Annotated in this window: 21 protein-coding genes; 2 read left to right on the forward strand and 19 right to left on the reverse strand. The window is 50.6% G+C overall.

Features of this window, described 5'->3' with window-relative positions; all coding sequences use genetic code 11:
- Nucleotides 1-77: 77 nt before the first annotated feature.
- From DP091_RS18630 to ftsE, 3 genes are read right to left on the reverse strand one after another with little or no spacing between them, the layout of a single operon-like run.
- On the reverse strand, nt 78-1,346 hold the full coding sequence (locus tag DP091_RS18630) for a murein hydrolase activator EnvC family protein (RefSeq protein WP_113059702.1): 1,269 nt from the start codon (nt 1,344-1,346) through the stop codon (nt 78-80).
- Between the two features lie 27 nt (nt 1,347-1,373).
- Entirely contained in the window at nt 1,374-2,282 is a 909-nt protein-coding gene (ftsX, locus tag DP091_RS18635; protein ID WP_113059703.1) for a permease-like cell division protein FtsX, read from the reverse strand.
- Nucleotides 2,272-2,958, reverse strand: coding sequence for a cell division ATP-binding protein FtsE (ftsE, locus tag DP091_RS18640; RefSeq protein WP_113059704.1), 687 nt, complete (start codon nt 2,956-2,958; stop codon nt 2,272-2,274). Before ftsE ends, ftsX begins: the two co-directional genes overlap by 11 nt.
- A gap of 206 nt (nt 2,959-3,164) precedes the next feature.
- Between ftsE and DP091_RS18645 the strand changes: the two genes are divergently transcribed.
- A complete protein-coding gene (locus tag DP091_RS18645; protein ID WP_113059705.1) occupies nt 3,165-4,601 on the forward strand; it encodes a VanW family protein in 1,437 nt (478 codons plus the stop codon).
- A 190-nt stretch (nt 4,602-4,791) separates the two neighbouring features.
- On the opposite strand, the gene DP091_RS18650 is transcribed toward DP091_RS18645, so the two are convergent.
- Nucleotides 4,792-5,520 (reverse strand): bactofilin family protein, encoded by a 729-nt coding sequence (locus tag DP091_RS18650; RefSeq protein ID WP_113059706.1) that lies wholly within the window; start codon nt 5,518-5,520, stop codon nt 4,792-4,794.
- 381 nt (nt 5,521-5,901) lie between these two features.
- Here DP091_RS18650 and DP091_RS18655 point away from each other — a divergent pair, with 381 nt between their 5' ends.
- Nucleotides 5,902-6,675, forward strand: coding sequence for an alpha/beta hydrolase (locus tag DP091_RS18655; protein WP_113059707.1), 774 nt, complete (start codon nt 5,902-5,904; stop codon nt 6,673-6,675).
- A gap of 182 nt (nt 6,676-6,857) precedes the next feature.
- Here the strand turns inward: DP091_RS18655 and argH are convergent, their stop codons facing one another.
- The 15 genes from argH to DP091_RS18730 form a co-directional block, all read right to left on the reverse strand.
- On the reverse strand, nt 6,858-8,273 hold the full coding sequence (argH, locus tag DP091_RS18660) for an argininosuccinate lyase (protein ID WP_071219779.1): 1,416 nt from the start codon (nt 8,271-8,273) through the stop codon (nt 6,858-6,860).
- 131 nt (nt 8,274-8,404) lie between these two features.
- Nucleotides 8,405-9,637, reverse strand: a complete 1,233-nt coding sequence (locus DP091_RS18665; protein WP_071219780.1) for an argininosuccinate synthase — start codon at nt 9,635-9,637, stop codon at nt 8,405-8,407.
- 106 nt (nt 9,638-9,743) lie between these two features.
- Nucleotides 9,744-10,700: an ornithine carbamoyltransferase gene (gene argF / locus DP091_RS18670; RefSeq protein ID WP_113059708.1), complete on the reverse strand. Its 957-nt coding sequence runs from the start codon at nt 10,698-10,700 to the stop codon at nt 9,744-9,746.
- 58 nt (nt 10,701-10,758) lie between these two features.
- Nucleotides 10,759-11,979: an acetylornithine transaminase gene (locus DP091_RS18675; RefSeq protein ID WP_113059709.1), complete on the reverse strand. Its 1,221-nt coding sequence runs from the start codon at nt 11,977-11,979 to the stop codon at nt 10,759-10,761.
- A gap of 263 nt (nt 11,980-12,242) precedes the next feature.
- Entirely contained in the window at nt 12,243-13,079 is an 837-nt protein-coding gene (gene argB / locus DP091_RS18680) for an acetylglutamate kinase (RefSeq protein WP_113059710.1), read from the reverse strand.
- 31 nt (nt 13,080-13,110) lie between these two features.
- Nucleotides 13,111-14,337 carry a bifunctional glutamate N-acetyltransferase/amino-acid acetyltransferase ArgJ gene (gene argJ / locus DP091_RS18685; RefSeq protein WP_113059711.1) on the reverse strand — a complete coding sequence of 409 codons (1,227 nt, stop codon included), beginning with the start codon at nt 14,335-14,337 and terminating at the stop codon, nt 13,111-13,113.
- 18 nt (nt 14,338-14,355) lie between these two features.
- A complete protein-coding gene (gene argC / locus DP091_RS18690) occupies nt 14,356-15,411 on the reverse strand; it encodes an N-acetyl-gamma-glutamyl-phosphate reductase (protein ID WP_113059712.1) in 1,056 nt (351 codons plus the stop codon).
- Between the two features lie 391 nt (nt 15,412-15,802).
- Nucleotides 15,803-16,372 carry a GNAT family N-acetyltransferase gene (locus DP091_RS18695; protein WP_113059713.1) on the reverse strand — a complete coding sequence of 190 codons (570 nt, stop codon included), beginning with the start codon at nt 16,370-16,372 and terminating at the stop codon, nt 15,803-15,805.
- Nucleotides 16,373-16,667: 295 nt separating this feature from the next.
- Nucleotides 16,668-17,573, reverse strand: a complete 906-nt coding sequence (locus tag DP091_RS18700; RefSeq protein ID WP_100540915.1) for a YitT family protein — start codon at nt 17,571-17,573, stop codon at nt 16,668-16,670.
- A gap of 26 nt (nt 17,574-17,599) precedes the next feature.
- A protein-coding gene (prfB, locus tag DP091_RS18705) for a peptide chain release factor 2 (RefSeq protein WP_113059739.1) occupies nt 17,600-18,713 on the reverse strand; the annotation gives its coding sequence in 2 pieces (ribosomal slippage) (nt 17,600-18,640 and nt 18,642-18,713; 1,113 coding nt in all).
- Between the two features lie 393 nt (nt 18,714-19,106).
- Nucleotides 19,107-21,620, reverse strand: a complete 2,514-nt coding sequence (gene secA / locus DP091_RS18710; protein WP_113059714.1) for a preprotein translocase subunit SecA — start codon at nt 21,618-21,620, stop codon at nt 19,107-19,109.
- A gap of 666 nt (nt 21,621-22,286) precedes the next feature.
- A complete protein-coding gene (gene hpf / locus DP091_RS18715) occupies nt 22,287-22,853 on the reverse strand; it encodes a ribosome hibernation-promoting factor, HPF/YfiA family (protein ID WP_113059715.1) in 567 nt (188 codons plus the stop codon).
- 197 nt (nt 22,854-23,050) lie between these two features.
- Nucleotides 23,051-23,248: a cold shock domain-containing protein gene (locus DP091_RS18720; RefSeq protein WP_009594275.1), complete on the reverse strand. Its 198-nt coding sequence runs from the start codon at nt 23,246-23,248 to the stop codon at nt 23,051-23,053.
- Between the two features lie 193 nt (nt 23,249-23,441).
- Nucleotides 23,442-24,656 carry a polysaccharide pyruvyl transferase family protein gene (locus DP091_RS18725; RefSeq protein ID WP_181469852.1) on the reverse strand — a complete coding sequence of 405 codons (1,215 nt, stop codon included), beginning with the start codon at nt 24,654-24,656 and terminating at the stop codon, nt 23,442-23,444.
- A gap of 37 nt (nt 24,657-24,693) precedes the next feature.
- Nucleotides 24,694-25,767, reverse strand: coding sequence for an NAD-dependent epimerase/dehydratase family protein (locus tag DP091_RS18730; RefSeq protein WP_220091175.1), 1,074 nt, complete (start codon nt 25,765-25,767; stop codon nt 24,694-24,696).

Below are 25,767 nucleotides of genomic sequence, written 5' to 3' on the forward strand. Positions count from 1 at the left end.
ACCTAGTATATGATTGGCTTGCCGGGAATATTTATACAGCGGTCTGAAGGTTATATGGTATACGTCATGAAATTCTGTTACAGATAAGGTGAAGGATTCACCGGCGATCCATTGACCCGAACCTCAAAATGAAGATGCGGTCCTGTGCTCTGACCCGTGGAGCCTACTTCGGCAATCTTCTGCCCTCTGGACACCTTATCGCCTTCGCTGACTTTAATGCCGCCGTTGCGGATATGTCCATACAATGTCCATACGCCGCCCCCATGATCAACAATAACACAGTTTCCGTAACCGCTCCACCACTCGGCCAAAATGACCGTGCCGCTCTCGGCTGCCCGGATTTCAGTTCCCTGCGGAGCGGCGAAATCCTGACCTGTATGCATCTTGCCAACTTCACCGGTTACTGGATGGACCCGCGGCCCATAACCGGAGGACAGTCTGGCCCCGGAGACCGGAATGGCGAATGGTCCGCCGTTCCCTGTATATCCCCCGCCGCCTTTACTACCGCCGAGAGTGGTCGCCTTGGCTCTTTTCGCCGCTGCCGCTTTGGCAGCCGCCGCTTTACGCGCAGCTTCCTCGGCCGCAAGCTTATTCTTTTCCTTCTGCAGATCCGAACGTTTGCTTGCCAGGGCAACCAGCATTCTATCCTGCTCTTCAGTCAAGATTTCCGCATCCTCAATTTCCTGATCATACTGGGCCAGTAGTACGCGCTTCTCCTGTTCCTTCTCGTTCAGGATGCTCTTGCGGTCCTCCATTTGGCCATACAGGTCCTTGGCGGTTGCATACTGTCCTTCAAGTTCCTTCTTCTTGTCAATGACCAGCAGCTTGTCCTGCTTATGCTCCACCAGCAAATCCTGGTCCTGGTTAACGATCGTCTTCAAGGAATCCGCACGCTCAATAAAATCGCTGAAGCTGGTCGAGGAGAGCAGCACATCCAGATACGATACTTGCCCATCCATGTAGATGAGGCGAATCCGGGATTCCAACAGCTTCTCACGGGAGGCGATGCGCTCCTCCGCCGCTTCAAGTTCATTGGTCGTTTTTCTCAGCAGATCCTCTGTCTCCTCGATCTTCATGGAGATTTTGGTCAATTCATTGCTGACGATGCTGATCTGCTCCAACACATATTTCAGATTCTTCGTTGTTTTCTTCTTGTAATGCTGAGCTTCTTGTTTATTTTCCGCTGCTTTGTTCTTCTGTGCCCGTGCTTTCTTGACCTGCTCCTGAAGCACTCTCAGCTCTCGATCTACATCGGCTGAAGTCTTCTTCTCGGCTTGTCCGACGGTCGGTTGAATCATAACAGTGGCCAGTAATAAGGCTGCTACTCCTGCGGCGATCTTCTTCAAGTTTCGCTCCCCATCCTTTACCTTGTTTTATACTTTCAAAAATTTACGTATCGACATGGTGCTTCCCCAGATGCCAATGACAATGCCCAGCCCAACAACAATGGTGCCGATCGGCAGCCACAAATCTCCTAGAGGGATTAAACTTTGAGCTAACGTCAAATCCGTTTGCGATGCGGCGTACAGGCGGTTGTAGCCTACAAACAACAGCGTGACCGTCACAATGGAGCCCATCAGGCCGATCATGGCGCCCTCCACGAAGAACGGCCAGCGAATGAAGTTGTTGGTCGCGCCGACAAGCTTCATTATGCCGATCTCGCGGCGACGGGCCAAAATCGTAACCCGAATGGTGTTCGAGATCAGGAACATGGACATCAAGCCGAGTCCCGCTACGAAAATAAAGCCGATATTCCGCACCGTCTTCGTAATCTTGAACAGGGTTTCTACCGTGCCTTCCCCATATTTGACACGCAGGATCGGCTCCTCCGTATACTTCTGGTTCAGGGCCGTAATCTTGTCGGCAACAAAACCGACCGTGGTCGGTTCAATAACGGAAACTTCGAATGCATCCGGAAGGGGATTCTGGTCCGCCTCGCTGAAGCCTTCCACCCATTCGGAGCCCAGGCTTTCCTCAAGCTCCTTCATGCCCTCTTCCTTGGACACGAACTTGATGGCGTTGACCTCCGGCATGGCCTCGATTTCACCCTTAATGGTCTCGCGCAGCTTCTCATCCACGTTGAGATTTAAGTACGTATTGATTTGCACATTGCTATCTGCTTTATCGGCTAAAGCGTTCACATTCATGACTAGTAGCATGAAAACGCCCAGTATAAACAAAGACACCACGATGGAAGTGACGGATGCGACCGACATCCATCCGTTCCGGAAAACGCTCTTCGCCCCTTCCCGCAAGTGCCGCAAGAAGGTTCTAAAATTCATACCCGTAATCTCCTCTCTGCTGGTCACGAACGATCTGTCCGTGCTCAATCGCAAGAACGCGTTTGCGCATGGTGTTCACGATATCCCTGTTGTGGGTAGCCATTACGATGGTGGTTCCCCTGAAATTGATTTCATCCAGCAGCTGCATGATGCCCCACGAGGTTTCCGGATCCAGATTACCTGTAGGCTCGTCCGCAATAATGACGGCGGGGTTGTTCACAATCGCTCTGGCGATTGCGATCCGCTGCTGCTCCCCGCCGGAGAGCTGGGAAGGTTCGCGGTTCGCCTTGGCTTTCAGACCCACAAGCTCCAGCACCTCCATGACCCGTCTCTTGATGAGACGCGGCGGCGCTTCAATAACCTCCATGGCAAAAGCTACATTTTCGTAAGCAGTCAGCTTGGGCAGCAGACGATAGTCCTGAAAAATAACCCCGATATTTCGGCGAACATAGGGGATTTTGCGCTGTTGCAGCTTCCCGATATTAAATCCGTTAACGGAAATTTGACCCTTGGTAGGCACTTCTTCTCTATAGATAAGTTTCATAAACGTCGATTTGCCCGCACCTGATGGTCCGACAACATAGACGAATTCATTTCGATTGATTTTGACGGAAACTCCTTGAAGCGCATGAGCGCCGTTCGGATAAGTCTTCCATACGTCCTGCATTTCGATCACTTCATCACTTCCCAATCCTTAATTAGCCATTATACTTTCGACAGTTTCCATCGAATTCCTTTAAAATCCATGAAAAATCCTCACGACATCGTCTATTGTAACAAATTTGTTACCTTTTGAGTACCCGAAAGTTTAAGCCCACCGTGACATATACATGAACAAGTGCATGAACTGCGGCCAATACGAAGTTAAGAAGGTGGTTTCGAATGAAAAAAATTCATCTTGGTCTCATCATTGTCATCAGTTTCGGTCTTCTCCTCTCCGTCGGCTTCGGTCTATTGACGATGTACGTGAACCAGAAGGAACTCCCGAAGGGGGTCGTTCTCTCCGGTTGGCAGGTAGGCGGCAAACCATCAGACGAGGTGCTGTCAGAGCTGGATCAACGGCTGCAGGCGATGACAGCGTTGAAGGTGGAGCTGCAATCGGACGCGCTCAAGGGACACAAGGAAAGCTTCACTCTCCGAGAGGGCGGAGTTCAATTCAACGCAGCCGATTTTCAGGAGGCTATCGCCAGGTTGTCCGAAGGATCTCTATGGGATCAAGTTCTATACCGGCGTAACTTTCAGCTGGAATGGCATATATCCACAGACTGGGATCGCGATGTGTTAAAAGAGAGACTGAGCGAAGAGTGGCAAAAGGAACGCTTCGGGGAACCCGTCAATGCGGTACGAAGCATATCCGATGATGATGTTGTCCGGTACACTCCGGAGAAAACGGCATACCGCATCGATTGGCCGGCATTCTATGAAGGGTTCAGCGCTGTGCTTCCGAATGAGTCTCACTTCACCGAGCCGAATCCAGATGAGATCATTACGGTTTCGCTGCCTCTCATCCGTCAAAAGCCTCCCGTTACCGTAAAATCGCTGCAGGATGAAGGGATTGAGCGCAAAATCGTTGAATTCTCCACCAGTCTCGGATCCAGCGGGCCTGGACGCGTTCATAACGTGACCGCTGCTGCCAAATCCGTAGACGGCATGATTCTGAAGCCCGGCGATGAATTCAATTATGCTCATATTATTGATACTGCAAAAAAGGAATACGGTTTTGAAGAAGCTCCTGTCATCGTGAACGGCAAGCTGGTCCCCGGAATCGGCGGCGGAATCTGCCAGGTATCCAGCACGGTGTATCATGCCGCCCTACTGATCGGACTGGAGATCACCGAAAGGCGGAATCATTCCCTTCCGGTCAGCTACCTGCCCAAGGGGCAGGATGCCACCTTCGCGGAAGGGGCGATCAATTTCCGTTTCCGGAACAATACAGGCAAGCATCTGCTTATTTTATCGGAAGTATCGCACGGTAATTTAACGCTGAAGATGTTTGGTACCTTTCCGGAAAATACGGAATATGAGCTTGTGTCCACCACCGTTGAAACCTTGCCTTCGCCAGAGAAGGTCATTCACAATAACTCGCTGCCGCCAGGACTCAAGCAGGTGGTTCAGAACGGGAAGCCAGGCTATGTGGTTGAAACCTACCGAACCAAGAAAGTAAACGGCAAGGTTGTCGAGAAGGTGAAAATATCCAAGGATACCTACCGCCCCCAGAACAGCATCGTTGCCATCAATCCGACAAGCGAGGTCCAACTGCCGGAAGCGAATGATACACCGAAAGAGGAAGTGGTTGAGGACGGTATCAGCGCACCATAAACCTGGAGACAGCATGAAAAAGCCCGAATTCGTGAATAGAACCACGAATCCGGGCTTTTTGCCTTGCCGCTATTTTAATGTAAAGCATCGATTTTATAATAGGCCCCGACTTCTGCCATGGCATCTGCGCTGAAGCCTCGGTATATTCCACCTGTTCAGCTGAGCCTGAATTCGGGCTTCGTTGTCACTCTTAAAACCGCCTGGACGCTCTGACCTCGGCTTCCGGGTGCTGTGACAGCTCATCTCTGTACTCCACTTGCCGAATCTCGCAGCCTTTGCCCAGGATCACCCGATTACCGCGGACGATATCAGCTTCGACATATTCGAGGTCAAGGACGTCGCCTTCAATAATACGAGCCTCCAGACGCGTTCCCCTTAAAGACAAGGACAGCATTTCCCAGAGCCGCTTCCCTTTTTTGCGAATCGTGATCCGGTCCCCAACGATTTCCTGTGCAAGGCAGCGACCCAATACTCGGATATCCGCTGTTCCAACATGCAGGCGGCCATCGATCTTAAAGCCTCCCTGGAACGTGGCGGATTCACTCCGCACATCACCATGGCTTCTCAAGTTTCCGGTAACCTCAAGCTTCTTGGATTCGGAATCTCCGTGAATGCTGCAATGCCCCCCGATATAGATGGATCTGCTGCGCAATCCTTCCTTCAAGCTCAGGCTGCCGGCTACATTCAGCTCCTCAGATTCCACGGCCCCCTTAATGGTTCCCGAACCGTTTACGCGGATCGTACGGGCAGCGACGGCGCCATTGACGCTCATCGTTCCATTGCCTATCAATTCCCGGCAATCCAGATCTCCATTTATCTGCCCGGCACCGTCAATCCGTACCTTGTCGTATTGGCCGCCGCTTGAACTTCCGGTTCCCGTAATCTTCAGATCGGATAGCTTGTCGTCACGTGGTATCATGAGTATCCTCCATATCGCAAAGTAATCACTATCTATATCTAAACGGCTTCATCACAACAATTACCTTAATAAATGTCTATCCTCCACCAGGTGGAGTCATAATCTCCCTCTAAGATACCATACCCCCGCTAATCATAGAACAGCCTGATGGCCGAACTTCGCCTCGGTCTCAAGACCGAGACGATGTATGCATCTTATCCAATCCATTTCGATTCCGGACCGAGCCGCCTTTACTATCCCCGGAGGATTAGTGGCCAAATCTGCTCTCCCCCGCAGAAGCGGTTCAGATTTGCTTGGAGTAAGGGATATCGATTGTGATATGATTTAAATAGACTCGTCTTTTCGATCTCACATTCACAAAAATGAAAGGGGATACATAACATGGCTCTTATGCAATGTCACTTCTACTCGGAGGTACTCGGTCTCAGCACGTCCATGACCGTTATTCTCCCTCAGCAAACCTCTTCGCAGATCGGTATGACCAATCATGCCAAAAAGGGGCTTCATCCGACACTCTTCCTGCTGCATGGCTTGTCCGACGACGATTCCATCTGGCTGCGCAGAACCTCCATCGAACGCTATGTGGCCGAGATGGGCATTGCCGTCGTTATGCCGCAGGTGCACCGCAGCTTCTATACGGACATGGAATACGGCGGCAAATACTGGACCTTCATCAGCCAGGAGCTGCCGGCCATTGCACGTTCCTTCTTCCCGTTATCCCACGCAAGAGAAGATAACTTCGTCGCTGGCTTGTCCATGGGCGGATACGGGGCATTCAAGCTGGCCCTTCGCTGTCCCGAAGCCTTTGCCGCGGCTGCCAGTTTGTCGGGCGCGCTTGATATGGCGGGTCATGTCCGGAGGAATGAGGCCTTGTTTGAACATCGGTTAGTCTACGGAGATCAAGATATTACCGGCACCGACAACGACTTGCTGTGGCTGCTTCAGGAAGTCGATCGATCAGAGGGGCCTAAGCCGCTGCTGTATCAATGCTGCGGAACCGAAGACTTCCTCTATGAAGACAATCAGGCATTCCGCAAAGCCTGCGAAGAAACATCCCTCGACCTCACCTATCTGGAAGGCCCAGGCGGTCATGATTGGGGGTATTGGGATACTCACATTCAGGATGTGCTGAAGTGGCTTCCGTTGAAAGCCTGATGAATGAAGATATGCATGCAAACCTACGGGCAGTTGCCCCGTTATTCGGTTTATCCGCGGCAATGGAGGACACCGCCTCTGCGATTCGTTCATACTTTTTTGATATCTTAAAAAAGGTGGATCGGCAAATGTAGCGTTTGCCGGTCCACCTCTATTTTTTCACGCTTGCGATTTCTGTAGCGTTACTCTACATTCCCTTGACGGAGACCCAGCCATTCTTCCGTAACCTGTAGGGTCTGAACGCTGCGGTCAATGGCCGCCTTCACCTGCTCGGTTGCCGTGCCGCCGTAAACGTTACGCGCATTGACCACCGTCTCTGGTTGAAGCACGCCATAAATGGAGTCGTCGAACAGCTCCGAGAACTGCTTGAACTCATCCAGCGTCAGGTCCAGCAGATACTTGTTGTTCTGGATGCAGTACAATACGGTCTTGCCGATCACTTCATGCGCTTGACGGAAAGGAAGCCCTTTGCCGACCAGGAAGTCCGCGATGTCGGTTGCGTTGGAGAAGTCGGTATTCACCGCTTCGCGCATGCGCCCTTTGTTGACCTTCATCGTGGCAATCATCGGTGCAAACAGCTGTAATGCACCTTCCAGTGTAGCCACCGTATCGAACATGCCCTCTTTATCTTCCTGCATATCCTTGTTATAAGCAAGCGGCAGCGACTTCAACACGGTCAGCAGACCCATCAGGTTGCCGTAAACCCGACCGGTTTTGCCGCGGACCAGCTCTGGTACATCCGGATTCTTCTTCTGCGGCATAATGCTGCTGCCCGTACAGAACGCATCATCCAGCTCGATGAAGTTGAACTCCGTGCTGCTCCAGAGCACCAGCTCCTCGCTCAGGCGGGACAAGTGCATCATGATGATGGAAGCATCCGAGAGGAATTCCAGAATGAAGTCGCGGTCGCTGACCGCATCCAGACTGTTCTCATAAACGCCGTCAAACCCAAGCTGCTCCGCCACGAAATGGCGGTCGATCGGGAACGTCGTACCCGCAAGCGCGCCTGCCCCGAGCGGCAACACATTAATGCGTTTATAGCTGTCGATCAGACGGTCGATATCCCGCTGGAACATGGACACGTAAGCCATCAGATGATGCGCGAACAGAATCGGCTGGGCACGCTGCAGATGCGTATACCCCGGAATAATCGTGTCGAGATTATCCTTCGCTTGCCCGATCAATGCGGTTTGCAGCTCATGCAGCATGCCGGTCAGCGCCACCACGCGGTTACGCAAATACAGATGCATATCCGTAGCCACTTGATCGTTACGGCTGCGCCCTGTGTGGAGCTTGCCGCCGACAGGTCCGATTTCCTCGATCAGATTCTTCTCGATGTTCATATGGATATCCTCATCCGAAACGGAGAACTCGATGCTGCCCTCACGGATGCGCTCCAGCACCTTGTTCAAGCCAGCCTTGATCGTCTCCACGTCTTCGGCCGGCACGATGCCGCATTTGCCCAGCATGGACACATGCGCAAGGCTTCCCTGGATATCCTCCTCAGCCAGCTGCTTGTCAAAACCGATGGATGCCGTATATTCCTCTACCAATGCGTTGGTCTGCTTCGTAAAGCGTCCGCCCCATAACTTGCTCACAACACTTGCCCCTCTCTGTTTAAGGCAGAGGGCCGCTTCCCGCTTAAGAAGTCCCATTGTTCCCGGTTACGCGAGAAACAACGGAGCTCCCTTGCATGAAAACGGCCTTCAGCCTGTTCATTATTGTACACTTATTGATTCTGGTTCACGCCGGTTGCCACTTTCAAACGCAGTGCGTTCAAGCGGATAAAGCCGGTCGCATCGCCCTGATCATAAGCTTGCGTTGGATCGGCTTCCATCGTAGCGATATCCGGGTTGTACAGGCTGACCGGACTCTTCACGCCTGCGCCGATAATGTTGCCTTTGTACAGCTTCACGCGTACCGTACCCGTCACGTTCTTCTGACTCTCGGTTACCAGCGCCTGCAGTGCCAGTCGCTCCGGCGCAAACCAGAAACCGTTATAAACCAAGGTGCTGTAACGGGTAATCAGGCTGTCGCGCAGGTTCATCACTTCGCGGTCCATCGTGATGGATTCCATTTTGCGATGAGCGGTGAACAGGATCGTTCCACCCGGCGTCTCGTAGACACCGCGGCTCTTCATGCCAACGAAACGGTTCTCCACCATATCCACGCGACCGATGCCGTGTTTGCCGCCCAGCTCGTTCAGCTTCTCCATCACTTGCAGCGGGCTCATCGATTCGCCGTTCAGCGCAACAACATTCCCTTGCTCAAACGTAAGCTCGAGGTATTCCGCTTCATCCGGCGCATCCTCAGGCGATACGCTGAGCAGGTACATATCCTTGCTGTCCTCTGCGCTTGCATCGAACCAAGGATCCTCCAGCACGCCGCTCTCATAACTGATATGGAGCAGGTTGCGGTCCATGGAGTAGGATTTCGCCGCGGATGCCGTCACCGGAATGCCATGGGCTTCCGCGTAAGCGATCATCTCTGCGCGACCCGGGAAGGAGTTACGGAACTCCTCGATGCGCCAAGGCGCGATTACTTCTATGTCCGGTGCCAAGCCAGCTACGCCCAGCTCAAAACGGACCTGGTCGTTCCCTTTGCCCGTAGCGCCGTGCGCAATCGCCGTCGCGCCTTCGGCACGAGCGATATCCACCATGCGCTTGGCAATCAACGGACGCGCGATGCTGGTCCCGAGCAGGTACTGCCCTTCGTACATAGCACCCGCCTGGAACATCGGATAGATGAAATCCGTTGCAAATTCGTCGCGCAGATCATCGATGTATACTTTGGAGGCGCCGGTCGCCAGCGCTTTTTCCTCCAGTCCGTCCAGCTCTTCCTTCTGGCCAATATCGGCCGTGAAAGCAATGATCTCCGCATCGTAAGTTTCTTTCAGCCATTTCAGAATAACGGACGTATCCAGGCCACCGGAATACGCCAGCACGATTTTTTGTTTTGCCATCGTTAAACTCCCTCTCTTTGTTACTAACAACCCTGTCGTTCATTATACTAAAGATAACGTCCATTGACGCATTTTCATAGAGAATGTTCGCTTGCCATCAACGGCTTTATGCCATCAAAGCAACCATCAAAGCCTTCTGAGCATGGAGACGGTTCTCAGCCTGATCAAAAATGACGGAGTTGGCACCGTCGATCACGCCTTCGCTGACCTCTTCGCCCCGATGGGCCGGAAGACAATGCAGGAACAAATAATCCGGCTTCGCTGCCTTCACAAGCTCTTCATTCACCTGGTAGTCCGCAAACGCAGCTTCCCGCTGTGCCTGCTCCTCTTCAAAGCCCATGCTTGCCCATACATCCGTATAGATCACGTCGGCATTCTTCGCGGCTTCGATCGGGTCTTGCGTAATCGTAATTTTGCCACCCGTTTGCGCCGCGATTTCCTCGCTCAGCTTCACGATGCTGGCATCCGCCTCATAGCCCTTCGGACTGGCTACGGCCACATGCATGCCCATCTTGGCACCGCCAATCAGGAGCGAATGCGCCATGTTGTTGCCATCCCCGATAAAGGCCATTTTAAGGCCTTTCAGCTTGCCCTTGTGCTCCAGCACCGTCTGCAAATCGGCCAGCACCTGACATGGATGCGCCATGTCACTCAGGCCGTTGATAACCGGAATGGAGGCATATTTCGCCAGGTTGACCACGTTGTCGTGCCCGAAGGTACGGATCATTAAGCCGTCCAAATAACGGGACATCACCTGCGCCGTATCGCTGATCGGCTCGCCGCGTCCGAGCTGAATATCGTTTTTACTTAAAAAGAGTGCATGTCCGCCCAGCTGGAACATCCCAGCCTCGAATGAAACCCGCGTCCGCGTGGACGACTTCTCAAAAATCAATCCGATCGTCTTGCCTTTCAGCGGCTGATAGACTTCGCCGTTCTTCTGCTTGCGTTTGATCTCAATTGCCGAATCAAGCAAGAACTGAATCTCTTCCGTCGAGTATTCGTCCAGCTCGATCATATCCCGCCCTTTCAGGCTTAATTCCTTCACTTGTCCGCTAGTGGCCATATTCTCCAGTCCTCCTTAACCATGCTGTTATTGTCCAAAATGTCACTGCACGATTCTTCTATGCTTGGCTAACCGCCGTATGCTCATGTATAAGTTCCGTAACAATCGATACCGCCTGGTCGATCTCTTGTGTAGTGACGTACAGATTCGGAAGCAGCCGGATCACATTCGGTCCTGCCGTTACGAACAGCAGCCCGCGGCTCTGCCCTTTCAGCACCAGCTCGCCAACCGGCTCAACGCATTCGATGCCGATCAGCAGACCTTTACCCCGGATCGCCTTCACAAAGGGATGACTACCGAGGCTCTCATTCAGCTTCGTCATCAAATATTCTCCGGCTTCGGCCGCACGCTGCGGCACATTGTCCTCCAGCATCGTTTCGATAGTGGCCTGGATAACGGCGCTCGCAATCGGTGTGCCGCCAAACGTTGTCGCATGGCTTCCTGCCGTGAAGGCTTCGCGCAAGTAAGCTTTACCCAGCATCGCGCCGACCGGGAACCCGGAGCCGAGCCCTTTGGCCACAGTAAAGATATCCGGCTCAATGCCGTAATGCTCATGCGCAAACAGCTTCCCGGTCCGGCCCATGCCCGTCTGCACCTCGTCCACGATCAGCAGCAGTCCATGCTTCTTGCACAGCCCGGTGACGGCTTGAAGGAACTCCGGCTCCACCGGATGCACGCCGCCTTCCGCCTGCACCATTTCGATCATGATCGCAGCGGTGTTATCGTTAATGGCCGATTCCAGTGCCGGAAGGTCATGCAGCGGAACGCTTTTGAAGCCTGCCGGAAGCGGAAGGAACCCTTCCTTTACCTTATCCTGGCCGGTGGCCGTCAGCGTAGCCAGCGTCCGTCCATGAAAGGACTGCGTAAATGTAATGACCTCGTAGCGTCCCGTTCCCTTTACCTTCTGATGGTAGCGGCGCGCCAGCTTAATGGCCGCTTCGTTCGCTTCCGCCCCGCTGTTGCAGAAGAAAACCGCATCCGCGCAGGTGTTCGCAGTCAGCAGCTCGGCCGCTTCTTCCTGACCGGGAATGTGGAACAGGTTCGAGACATGCCACAATTCATCCAGCTGGGCCTTCAGCTTCTCTTTCACTTTCACCGGGGCATGGCCGAGGTTCGTTACCGCCAGGCCCGCCATAAAATCAAGATATTTGTTGCCTTGAGCGTCCCATAACCAGCTGCCTTCCCCTTTGACCAGGGCGATTGGATATCTGGCATACGTCTGGAACAACGAGCTTTCATTCGCTGCTTTAACACCGTCTGCTGCTGTTTCTTTTCCCATAACCTTTACACACTCCTTTGCATTTGGCATAGCTTCGTGTTTCACGTTCGGAACATCTCCCGATTAAGGCATCCATTTATGCTTATCCAGCACTGCGAATTCGGACCATTCCTCCGATCCCTGTTGCCCACAGAATTTTATGGATGACGTAAACAAGGATAAATTCCGTGGACAAAGGGGCCCGCTTCGCTTCTCCGGAATGATTCCGCCTTCTCCGTTGAAGATTTCATATAGCTACGGTTTGAATATCAAACCGTAGCTTATTACATCCGCACGATGCGCGTGCCCAGCACTTCTCCGCCAAGCACTCGGCTCAGTACATTCGGCTCGCTTCCGTCCACGATGACAACCTCGCTCACTTTGCCGTGAATGCAGCTGATGGCCGCTCGGACCTTCGGTATCATGCCGCCGTAGATTTCGCCTGTCCCGATCATGTCCTCGATCTCCTGAACCGTCACGGTTGGAAGCACCCGCTTCTCGCCGCCCGATCCTTTCATAATTCCAGGTACGTCAGTGACAACGATCATCCGGTTTACGCCCAGATGAGAAGCCACGGCACCCGCCGCCGTATCGGCATTGATGTTGTAGCGCTGACCGTACGGATCCACCCCAATCGGCGCAACCACTGGCATGTAGCCCATCTCCAGCACGCCGCTCAGGATGGATGACTTCACAAACGTAACGTCACCTACCCAGCCAACTTCCGCGTGGTTCGTCACCGGTTTGGCCTCGATCAGCCCGCCGTCCGAGCCGGATAAACCGATGGCAGAGCCGCCTACGCTTTGAATCCGTCGTACGATCTGCTTATTGATGGTGCCCGCAAGCACCATCTCCACAACATCCAGCACATCCTCCGTCGTCTTGCGCAGCCCGTTCACGAACTCGGTCTCGATGCCGAGCTTCTCCAGATTGCCGGAGATCGCGGGTCCGCCACCATGAACGATAACGGGATTAACTCCCTTTTGCTGCAGATTCTTCAAATCCTCGAAGAAGCTGTCAGGAAGGGCCGCGAGCGTGCTGCCGCCGCATTTCATCACGAACGTATCCGCGCTTGAGGTTTGAACCGGCTGCGAATTCTCCTGATCGATCGTGCTCTTCATATCCGTCTCCTCCGTCCTACTAAATGTTTATCTAAGTACGATAAGCCGCATTAATGCGGACATAGTCATAGGTTAAATCACAGCCCCAAGCCGTAGCCGACCCGCTGCCGATATGCAGCTTCACGTCGATATCCACGGTATCACCCTGAAGGTAAACCAGAGCTGCTTCCTCGTCAAAAGCAACGGGCCTTGACTGCTCCAGCACCGAAATCGGGCCTATGGCAATATCGACCGTCTCCGGATTAACCGGACGGCCCGCACGGCCGACAGCCGCAATAATGCGTCCCCAGTTGGCATCTGCGCCGAATACGGCGGATTTGACCAAGCTGGAGCCAATGATCGTCTTGGCAATCGCTTGCGCGTCATCATCGCTCTCGGCACCGTCCACGCGAACCTCGATCAGGCGGGAAGCTCCCTCTCCGTCACGCGCGATCGCCTTTGCCAGCTGCTGGCACACATAATGGAAGCCAGCTGCGAATGCATCCCAATCCGGGTGCTCCGGCGAAAGCATGTCGTGCCCCGCCATGCCGCTAGCCATCGCGACCAGCATATCGTTGGTGCTCGTATCGCCATCCACCGTAATCATATTAAAGGTCAGATTGGTCGTTTGGCGCAGCAGCAGCTGCAGCGCTTCCTGACCAATGACCGCATCTGTTGTCATAAATCCGAGCATGGTCGCCATGTTCGGATGAATCATCCCCGACCCCTTTGCTGTTCCGGCGATAGTCACCTTCGTACCGTTAACTTGAACGGTCACGCAGGCTTCTTTTTTCACGAGATCGGTTGTCAAAATCGCTTGGCTGAAGCTCTCAGCCCCTTCGCTTCCGCCGCTGAGTCGTGCAGGCAGGCCGGCGATCCCCGAGGAAACGCGGTCCATCTTCAGCAGTTCCCCAATGACTCCCGTTGAGGCGACGGCCACATCGTTCTCGTCCAGGCCGAATTGCGCAGCCGTATTGGCACGCATCGTGTAAGCATCCTCTTCACCCTGCTTACCCGTACAGGCATTGGCATTCCCGCTGTTCACGACGATCGCGCGAAGCTTGCCGTCCTGCAGGCTTTCACGCGTTACCTTCAGCGGTGCCGCTTGAAACAGATTCGTCGTATATACAGCAGCCGCCACGGCAGGCACGTCACATACAATGACGCCCAGGTCGTTACGGTCGGTCTTCTTAAGTCCACAGTGGAGTCCGGCAGCCTTGAAGCCTTGCGGCGTTACGATGCTGCCCCCATCGATAATCGCAAACATATTCTCTCCCATGTCTGTATCCCCAGCCGCTTACGGATAAATCGGCGTAAACGTAAGTCCGAGGCTCTCCTCCCATCCCATCATCAAATTCAGGTTCTGGATTGCCTGACCGGCCGCACCCTTCACCACGTTGTCAATGACCGATATAATGGTCACTCTGTTCGTACGCGCGTCCACCGCGAATCCGATGTCGCAGTAGTTGGACCCGCTGACTTCTTTTGTCGCAGGCCATACACCCAAGTCGCGGATTCTCACAAACCGGCGGTCCTTGAAATACTGACGGTACAGCTCAATGAAATCCTCTTCCGTATAAGGACCGTTCAGCTTGGCATACATAGTGGTCATGATTCCCCGCGTCATCGGGACCAGATGGGTCGTAAAAGTAACCGTAATCGGTTCGCCCGCGACCTGAGTCAATACCTGCTCAACCTCAGGAATATGCTGGTGTTTATTTACCTTATAGGCTTTGAAGTTCTCGTTGATCTCGGCATAATGCGTCATCAAACTCGTTCCCCGGCCTGCACCGGACACGCCGGATTTAGCGTCGATAATTAGGGAAGAGGCATCAATCCATCCCGCGCTGATGGCCGGAATCAGCCCGAGCAGCGTTGCTGTCGGATAGCAGCCCGGATTGGAGATGAAATCCACATCGCGGACCTCTTCGCCAAACACTTCGCATAGACCGTATACGGCTTTCTCTAATAGTTCCGCACTCGGAGCCGTATGCTTATACCACTGTTCATACACTGCTCCATCTTTTAAGCGAAAATCTCCTGACAGATCAATAACCTTCAGGCCTGCATCCAGCAGTTCCGGCACCAGCTTGGCACTGACACCCGAAGGCGTGGCCGCGAACACCAGGTCTGCCACCTCAGCGATTTCCGCTGGGTTAACGCCATCCAGGTTACGTGTGATGATATTCGTCAAATGCGGAAAACCGTCCGATATCGGTACGCCTGCCGTCGATGAAGAGATTACCGATGTAATCTCAACGCGCGGGTGTGCTTGCAGCAAGCGAATCAGTTCCACGCCACCGTAGCCGGTAGATCCTACAATAGCTACTTTTACTATGTTTGTGTCCGTCATTTCTCCTCATCCCTCTCCCCAAGGAACAGCTGAAGGACCTTATGCAAGGTCCCATTCATCCATCCTTCATCTGTACGCCATGCTCATCCGTTTCCTTCATCCGATCGATCACGCTGCCGCTGATGCTATCCTCATCATATGATGGGTTATCAAAAACCACGCGTGTCTACTGGTGCTTCTTGATATCATTTTTGCTTCAAGAAGCAGTCAAGCTGGTGGTGATCTTCTTTGGAGTTTTTTGCTCCTGCGTTAGAACACTCTTTTTTCGTAGGTATTCATTGACTTTATCCGTCTCATAAATATGTATTATTATACGACCGTATTCATATAAATACAATGGATTATTCAAATTTGGTCCAAAATGCATGTAAATTCCATGTTCGTCCAATGGCTAATGAGCGGATTCATATTCTTCTTTTAGAATGGAATATAATTTGAGATCCCAATGCCGCCCTTTGGTCTTAATCCCCTTCCTCAACGTCCCCTCATAGGACATGCCGATCTTCTCCATGACACGCTGAGAGCCGATATTCCCTTCTATGCAACGCGCTTGGATGCGCACAAGATCCATTTCTCCAAATCCGAGCTTCAATAAAGCGGAGGCCGCTTCCGTCATAAGACCTTGCCCCCAACAATCCCGTGCGAGTACATATCCAATCTCGGCACTCTGCTGTTCGGGCTTCCACCATACAAAATCCACCGTCCCGACCAGACGCCCGCTTTCCTTCAGCTCGATCCCCCAAGGGGCAATATCATGCTTGGCATACTGGACAAGTATAAACTGGATGAATTTCTTACTGTCGTTGATTGAGCGGTGCGTTTCCCATGTTACGTACTTGGCAACCTCATCATCAGAGGCATAGGCATACATCTGGTCCGCATCCTGCATCGATATTCTGCGAAGCCTCAGGCGCTCAGTTTCCAGCACCGGCAAATTAGCAAAGATCTGTTCGATTTCCATAATCCCCTACCCCCTGAACAATATTAGATACCATTATATGCTCTTTGCTAGAAAAATAAAGGAAAATTCAAGGTTATCTGTCTGGTTCCCACCGAACAGTCCATCCCATTCGGAAAAAAGTGTATCAACGGACTTCACGGCGGACAGACCACGTTTAGAGGACGTTCTGCTTGCAACTTAACGAACGGTTCAGCTTCGCTGAAAACTTATACATTCTATAGCCCACAAAAAAAGAGACGGTGATATACACCGTCTCTCCGAGTGCCGAGAACCTCTCGACACAGCTTTTATTGTTTTACGCCTTAATATTGCGGAAGCCCTCACCCAATACCTCATGGGCATTGCTAATGATGACAAACGCATTCGGGTCCACCGATTGTACCACCGTCTTCAGACGGGGAATTTCACTCTGTCCGACCACGACCATCAGCACCGTCCGGTGTTCACCCGTGTAGCCTCCCTCTGCGGTCAGCTTGGTTAATCCACGGTCGAGGTCCTCGAGGATGGCCTTGGTTATCGGCTCCGTATGATCGGATATAATGTAAGCCACCTTGGTGAAGCTAAAGCCCAGCTCAATCGCATCAATCACTTTGCCTGTCACGTACAGTCCAATGAGTGCGTACAACGCCTGCTCCAGCGACAGCACGAGGGCTGCCGAAGAGATCACAATCGCATCCAAGAGCACGACGCAAAGGGAAAAGCTGAGGCCGCTGTATTTTTGCAGGAGCTGCGCCACGATGGTTAATCCACCGGTTGAACCCCTGCCGCGATAGACCAGCCCCATGCCGATCCCGACGCCGATCCCGCCGTAGATGGAAGCCAAGAGGGGATTGGAGGTTGGAATCGGCCAGTCCTTGGTCAAAAAAACGAACAACGGCAAAATCACGCTTCCCAGCAGGGAACGAATGCCGTAGTCACGTCCTAGCAGCCAGAAGCCGAGCACAAACAAGGGGATATTCAGCGCCCACTGCGTAAAGGCCGGTTCAATGCCGAGCCATGCTTGCGCAAGAACGGACAATCCGGACACACCGCCTGAGGCGATGTGGTTGGGCAAGAAAAACAGATTAAATGACAGCGCCATAATAAAGGAGCCGATGATGATAAAAACAGCGTCCACCGTCTGTCGAAGGGGACCGTTGATCGGAATCAGGGGTTCTCTTTTTCTTTTGTTAATCGATGGATTGCCAGCGGATTGCGCCATAGTTCTTCAAATCTCTCCTCAACGTCCTACTCGACTTCCTGCTTGATCTGGCTGCGCAAATATCCATCGATAAAAGCATCCAGATCCCCGTCCATGACGGCTCCTATATTACCCGTCTCCACCTGTGTACGATGGTCTTTCACCATGCTGTACGGATGGAAAACATACGAGCGGATCTGGCTGCCCCAAGCGATATCGGACTGCTCGCCGCGGATTTCCGCCAATTCCTTCTGCTGCTCCTCGATCTTGCGCTCGTAGAGCTTGGAACGAAGCATGGTCATCGCACGCTCACGGTTCTTAATCTGGGACCGTTCATTCTGACAGGTTACGACCACACCCGTTGGCAAGTGAGTGATCCGTACGGCCGAGTCCGTCGTATTGATATGCTGACCACCGGCACCGCTCGCACGGTAAGTATCAATCTTCAGGTCCTCCGTGCGGATGTCCAGTTCAATCTCATCGTTAATCTCCGGAACGACGTCACAGGACACAAATGAGGTATGGCGACGGCCGGAAGAATCGAACGGGGAGATCCGAACCAGGCGATGCACGCCTTTTTCGGCCTTCAAATACCCATAAGCATTGTAGCCCTTAATGAGCAGCGTCACACTTTTGATTCCCGCTTCATCCCCAGGCAAATAATCCAGCGTCTCTACCTTGAAGCCGCGTTTTTCCGCCCAACGCGTATACATGCGATGCAGCATTTGGCCCCAGTCCTGCGACTCGGTACCCCCCGCGCCCGGATGCAGCTCAAGGATGGCATTCATTTTATCGTAAGGCTGGTTCAACAGCAGTTGGAGTTCAAACTCTTCCACACGCCCAACCAGGTCCTTGATCGTCTCTCCAATTTCTCCCGCAAGAGAGTCATCGCCTTCTTCATCCGCCAGCTCGATCATCACGACGGCATCGTCGTAATCCGCTTGCAGCTTCAGATATTGATCCACGGATGACTTCACGGCATTCATCTCGGCAATGAGCGCCTGAGCTTTCTCATTGTCGTCCCAGAAATCCGGGGCTGCCATCTTTTCTTCAAAGTTCTCAATCATCTCCTGCTTTAAATCTAAGTCAAAGAGACCCCCTAAGATTGGTTAGTTTCTTGCTAATTTCACGCAGGTCCTGCTTCACACTTGGATCGATCATGAGTCCTCGCCCTTTCTTATCTTCATGTAATAATTTCAGTATACCCTCTCCTGTATGAAAAACGTTCCATTTCATGAGAAAATCCATGTCTCATCGCTTCACAACAGGTTTCGCTGTTTATTCAGATAAACTCCCTTAAGCGCAGCAGTGATTTCGGATCACGGTGGAATAGACCACAATCACCCGGTTCATCTGCCGCTCTTAAGGGAGTTAAATAGTTCCGCGCCCGTATTCTGGACGGGCTTATAAGGATTACCAAAATTGTCGGTTTTACGAAACTGAACAAATTCGATCATCGTAAGAAAATGATCCTCTACACGCGGTCCGACTACTGTAACGCACGTCGCTGGATGCTTTTCTTATATTATATTCATCGCCAATGGGCCGAATCGCTTATGCATTCTGTCCATGGCAGTGCTTATATTTCTTGCCGCTGCCGCAAGGGCATGCATCATTCCGGCCGATCTGTTCAGCCACTTGGACCGGACGCTTCTCGGCAGGTTCGCTGCTGCTGTTCGTGGAGACTTTGTTCTCGTCCACAACGGCTTGACGCTCCTGGTTCGTCGCGATTTGGGCCTTCATGATGTACGTCGCCACTTCTTCCTGGATCGTCGCGATCATGGCATTAAACATTTCGAAGCCTTCGAATTGGTATTCGCGAAGCGGATCGGTACCGCCGTAAGCACGAAGGTGAATACCTTGACGCAATTGGTCCATTGCATCGATATGATCCATCCACTTACTGTCTACCGCACGCAGCACGATAACCTTCTCGAACTCGCGAACCATTTCTTCGCCGATGGCTTGCTCACGCTCTTCGTACTTCTTCATCACGCGATCGAAGATGTACTCGGTAAGCTCTTCTGCTTCTTTACCCCACAGGTCTTCGCGGGTAACGGCACCCTCATCCAGCAGCTTGCTGTTGACGTAGTCTGCCACTTCTTGCAGTTCCCAGTTCTCCGGAATGTCATCGCTGCAGTGAGCCTGAACGACACGATCAATCACCGGCTTAATCATCTCTACAACGATTTGCTTAATGTCTTGGGACTCCAAGATCTCGCGGCGCTGTTTGTAGATGATCTCACGCTGTTGGTTCATGACGTCATCATATTGAAGAACGACTTTACGCATGTCGAAGTTGTTGCCTTCTACCCGCTTCTGCGCGGATTCAACCGCACGGGTAATCATCTTGCTCTCGATCGGCTGGTCTTCTTCAAAACCAAGACGCTCCATCATGTTCAGCACGTTGTCCGTACCAAAACGTTTCATCAGCTCATCGCCGAGGGACAGATAGAACTGTGTGGACCCCGGGTCACCCTGACGACCGGCACGACCACGCAGCTGGTTATCGATCCGGCGCGATTCGTGACGTTCCGTACCGATAATGTGAAGCCCGCCAATATCCTGTACGCCTTCACCAAGCAAAATATCCGTACCGCGTCCCGCCATATTCGTCGCGATCGTTACCGATCCCGGCTGGCCGGCGCGGGAGATGATTTCCGCTTCCTCCGCATGGTACTTCGCATTCAGAACTTTATGCTGGACGCCTTTGCGCTTCAGCATGTCCGATAAACGCTCGGAGTTCTCGATGGAGACCGTACCCACCAGAATAGGCTGGTTCTTTTTGTGACGCTCTACGATCTCAGCTACAACCGCCTTAAACTTGCCCTCTTCGCTCTTGTAAACCACATCCGGCATGTCGATACGCTGATTCGGTTTGTTCGTAGGAATTTGCAGCACTTCAAGACCATAAATCTTCTTGAATTCTTCTTCCTCGGTTTTCGCCGTACCGGTCATACCTGCCAGCTTGCGATACATCCGGAAGTAGTTCTGGAAGGTGATCGTTGCAAGAGTCATGCTCTCGTTCTGAACTTCGATGCCTTCCTTCGCTTCAATCGCCTGGTGGAGACCGTCGCTGTAGCGGCGTCCAGCCATCAGACGTCCCGTGAATTCATCAACGATGACCACTTCATCGTCGGTAACAACGTAATCCACATCGCGGCGCATGATCACGTTCGCTTTCAGCGCTTGTACAATGTGGTGGTTCAAGGTTACGTGGTTATGGTCATACAGGTTGTCGATACCGAAGGAACGCTCCGCCAGCGCAACGCCTTTTTCGGTTAAGGCCACGGATTTGACCTTAATGTCTACCGTATAATCCTCTTCCGCAGTCAGACGCTTCACGAAACGGTCAGCGGCAAAATACAGCTCGGTCGATTTCTGAGCTTGACCCGAGATGATGAGCGGCGTACGCGCTTCGTCAACCAGGATGGAGTCCACTTCATCAATGATACAGAAATAGAGTGGGCGCTGAACCATCTGCTCTTTGTAGAGGACCATGTTGTCCCGCAGATAGTCAAAGCCGAACTCATTGTTCGTTCCGTACGTAATATCGCAAGCATATGCCTGCTGTTTATCCGGGTGTTCCATACCGCTCAGGTTAACCCCGACCGTCATTCCCAGGAAATTATATATCTGCGCCATCTCTTGGCTGTCACGCTGCGCCAAATAATCATTGACCGTTACAACGTGAACACCTTTGCCAAGCAGGGCATTTAAGTAAACCGGCAGCGTACCTACAAGGGTCTTACCTTCACCGGTCTTCATCTCTGCAATTCTGCCTTCGTGGAGGGCCATTCCTCCGATCAGCTGCACGTCATAGTGACGCTTGCCGAGTGTCCGTCTGGAAGCTTCACGAACTGTCGCAAACGCTTCAGGAAGCAATTCCTCCAGCGTCTCACCTTTCTCGATCCGCGCGCGGAACTCTTCGGTTTTGGATTGCAGCTGCTCATCGGAGAGCTTCTCAAAATCCGGTTCCAGTTTGTTGATTACATCGACCGTCTTCATGAGACGTTTGACATCACGCTCGTTGGTGTCGCCGAATATCTTTTTGACAAGTCCTAGCATGGTTAACCCCTTTCGTGCAAAACAAGTGATAGAATCAACTTCATTAAATGCCAAAGGGTTAAATGATGAAATCGATTCATTGATTCCTTATGATGGTCCCATTTCATGCAGGCTAAAAAGCCCGTCCCATAAAATGAGGGTTTGCATAAATTGTAACAGTTTGTAAGGGATGCCGCAACAATATGTGCTATCACAAGAGATGTCTGTTACGTGAAGCCCTCACTCTATGAGACGCGGGAAGGCTCAAAAAAGTTGCGTGGAGCATTTACCCAGTCATAACCAATGGAAGTATATTCATTTCATAAATGAAACTCTACATCTAAATGGGTGCCAGATATTCATCTCTCATTGTCCGAAAATAATAAAGACTCCGCCCCGGAACTATTGCTGAATCGTGGCTAACCGAACGTTAATCCTCTTATATAGGAAGTCTTTAAGACGTTGTACCCGAAGCTGTTTAAGAAACGTTCCCGAAGTCCCCTGTGAGCCAATCTCATTAAAATAATTGGTTGCACTATTCAGCACACTTCGATGGGCTTACCATCAAATGCCAGCGCCTTTACGATGCCTATCGCATCGAAAACGTATATATCCAAATAAAGAGCCCCACCCGCTTACACGGATGAAGGCTCATCTTACATTTCAATTTCATTTCAACGTTTAAAATTAGTCCCGCTCGATCAATCCGTACTTGCCGTCATCACGCTTGTAAACGACATTTACTTCTTGTGTGTCAATGTTGGAAAATACGAAGAAATTATGGCCTACCATGTTCATCTGCAGGATCGCTTCTTCCACGTCCATCGGCTTCATGGTAAAACGTTTCGTACGGACAACTTCGTAATTGTCCTCGTCATACTCGACTTGCTCTGCATCCATCTGACTGGTTGCCGCTGCTCCGTTCGCCGCAATAAGCGTCTTCAGTCCGCCCTCTTGCTTGATCTTACGGTTCAGCTTGGTTTTGTGCTTGCGAATCTGACGTTCCAACTTGTCCACAACAGCGTCAATGGAAGCGTACATATCGTCGCTTCGGTCTTCCGCACGCAGTACCACGCCTGTGAGCGGAATGGTCACTTCCACTGTGTGCAATCCTCGAATGACATTCAGTGTGACATATCCTTCGGAGGTGGGGGGTGCATCAAAATACTTATCTAGCCTGCTGAGTTTCTTGTCAACATAGTCCTTCAAAGCATCGGTCACTTCAATTTGTTGACCTCGGATAGTGAATTGCATTGGGCACTCCTCCTTTGCACCTTCATTATAGCATTTTGTTAAGGCTATGTAAAAAGATAGAATTGTGAATTTTTGCACAATATTTATCGGAGGTCGGATACAAAAAAAGACTCCGGAAGTTCCGGAGTCTTGGGCTAGCGAATCTCCAATTGTTAACCATCGATTACCGTTTATGTAGGTCGGCTAAGCCGGGATGATTATAATTTGATTACGTTAGCTGCTTGCGGGCCACGAGCGCCTTCAACGATCTCGAATTCTACGGATTGTCCTTCTTCCAGAGTCTTGAAGCCCTCGGATTGGATCGCGGAGAAATGTACGAATACGTCGCCGCCGTCCTCAGTCTCGATGAAGCCATAACCTTTCTCTGCGTTGAACCATTTCACTTTACCTTGCATGCACTAACATTCCCTTCATTGTCAAATAAAGTGTGACACTAATTGTCCACATTTCCGACTATAGCACCCGACTTATCCAGTGTCAATTACCAAGGAAAAGGTTTTCTTTTGCAAAAAAACCGGAAAAATGTCGACTTGGCTTCAGGCCTGAGTTGGCGGGCAAAAATAGTCTGCGGACAAAATAGGTTTAGGGTTATTTACCCGGGGAGGGAGGGGGTGAAACAGGTTTTAAAAACATATCAATGAATATGTCAATATATTTGTTTGTTAGTTCTTTTAGCTTTTCTCTTTGTTTTTCATCATAATAATCATTACGTTTTTCTTCTATTATATCAACTATATGCTGTGCGTTAGTCTCAGTAACACTTAAAAAATTCTGTTCCTTACCAATCAATGTTCCGAACAACGCTAACTTTTCATTCCAGATCAATCCGATCGCCGGGATATCTAACGAGTAGGCTGTAATAATAGCATGCAACCGTGCTCCAACGATAAAATCAAATTGTGATACCATACTAACGAATTCCGCCGTATTCCTGGGACGCGGTAGAAAATTACTATGATCCATTTCCAAACTATCTAGCAACTGCAATCCAAACTTGTAGTCAGAAGTAAAGCCATTTGAGAATAATGTCCAAGGAAGCTTTCTTTTCTCAAGTTCCTTGATGATCTCTTGATATAAATTCAAAACTTGCTCTTCTGAAAAATTAATTCCGTATTTTATAAAATTATCGCTTCGAATTATTCCAATACCTATTCGATTGGTTCTTTGTCTCTCTATCTGATAACGTTCAGGAATATAAAATGCAGGATCCCCAACCAATGCTGTAATAATAGATTTGTTAACAATGTACTTTTCATTGAGCAACGGTAAATTATCTCTTGTCGTTATCATCTTAACGCATGATCTATTAATAGCTTCTTTTAGTTTTTGACATCTCCGATCCGTTGGACTGTAACCTTCTATGCCCATTCCACTCATCATCACCGGGATGCCTTGTTTCGTTGCTATCCTAATAATCATGTCCACTAAATAGTTCAGCTCTTGTGTATGATATTTAATAAAAGCGCCGCCAGAAAAAATCACAGCATCTGCTTTTCTGAGCTGTTGTTCATAATATTTATACAGTTTGATCTTCCAAGAGAAGTATTGAATGTAATATGTAACATCGTCCGGACGCTTAAAATATCGGGAAATAGACTCTAGCTTTCTGATCATATTAAAGCATTTGAATCGAAATGGTATGTTTGCTTTGCAGTAGGAGTCATATGGGTTGATGTCCACAAAGTAAGTTTCAACTTTATCATCCCAATTTTTTTGAACCAGATACTGCATAGTTTCCGATATAATCTGATCCCCCATATTATTGAAATTATTCAAACCCACTAGAGCAATCTTCTTTTTCATTACCATACCTGCTTATCATTATTTTCACTAAGACAACTCATATCAAACTAGATTCCATACTTTTAATTAGGTTTTGGAACATCTCTTCCAATCCCACCTCGGCTGACCAACCTAATGCCTGCAGACGGGAAGTGTCGAGGCAAATGGTTACCGGTGGATTATATCCGCGTTTTTCGTTATCCCCCCGTTCAAACACTATGTTCGTATGGGAACCGAATTTAGCTGCCAATTCGGCCATATCACGGATCGATATGCCGGTACCCATATTTGCTACATTGTATGCAGATCCCGTGGTACCTTTTAATAAAATATAAAATAACGCTCGAATTGCGTCACTGGTGTAACAATAGTTTCTAACTGTGCTTCCTTTGGTGTGCAGCACGATGTTTTTTTTCTTGATAACGCTTCTCGCGAATTGAGCGAAAACTCGGTTATCGTTATATGAAACTCCTGGACCGAAGGTCTGTGTAAGTCTTGCAATTTTTACGGGAAGTCCGTATTCCGACGAGAAGGCACAGCACAGATTTTCTGCCATACGTTTGCTCTCTGAATAACTACTTCTAATCGATAGCGGATCAATATAACCCCCTGCATCCTCTGACACAGGAATGTCGGAGTTTATGGTACCGTACATCTCAAGTGAAGATATATACACCATACCTGATATATTTTTGGACCTAGCAAGTTCCAGCACTTGATTCGTTCCATTAATGGCTGTAAAAATGGTTTCCACGGGATGCTCCACAAAATCTCTCGATGAAGTAACGCTAGCCCCATGAATGATATAATCTATAGGTTCAACAATATCGGGAATTTCACCAATGTCCCCGACAATAATTCGTAATTTGTCATCATGCATCAGGTCACCGAAAGCTGCTTGAGCTTTCTCCAAGCTCCTTACTAATGCTACTACAGACACTTTAAAACGATAGCAGCGATTCAGACATAAGAGTGACTTAACAGTAAGTGAACCTAATAAACCGCTTGCGCCTGTTACAAAAATCGTCTTGTGATTAATTTCGGGGAATTTCACCAATTCTTGAGCAATTCTATCGATATCTTTTTGCAATATGCTGTCGTTTGGCGCTTCTATATTCATCTTTTTATTCAT

This window comes from Paenibacillus sp. MDMC362 (assembly GCF_003269305.1).
Taxonomy (GTDB): Bacteria; Bacillota; Bacilli; order Paenibacillales; family Paenibacillaceae; genus Paenibacillus_AQ.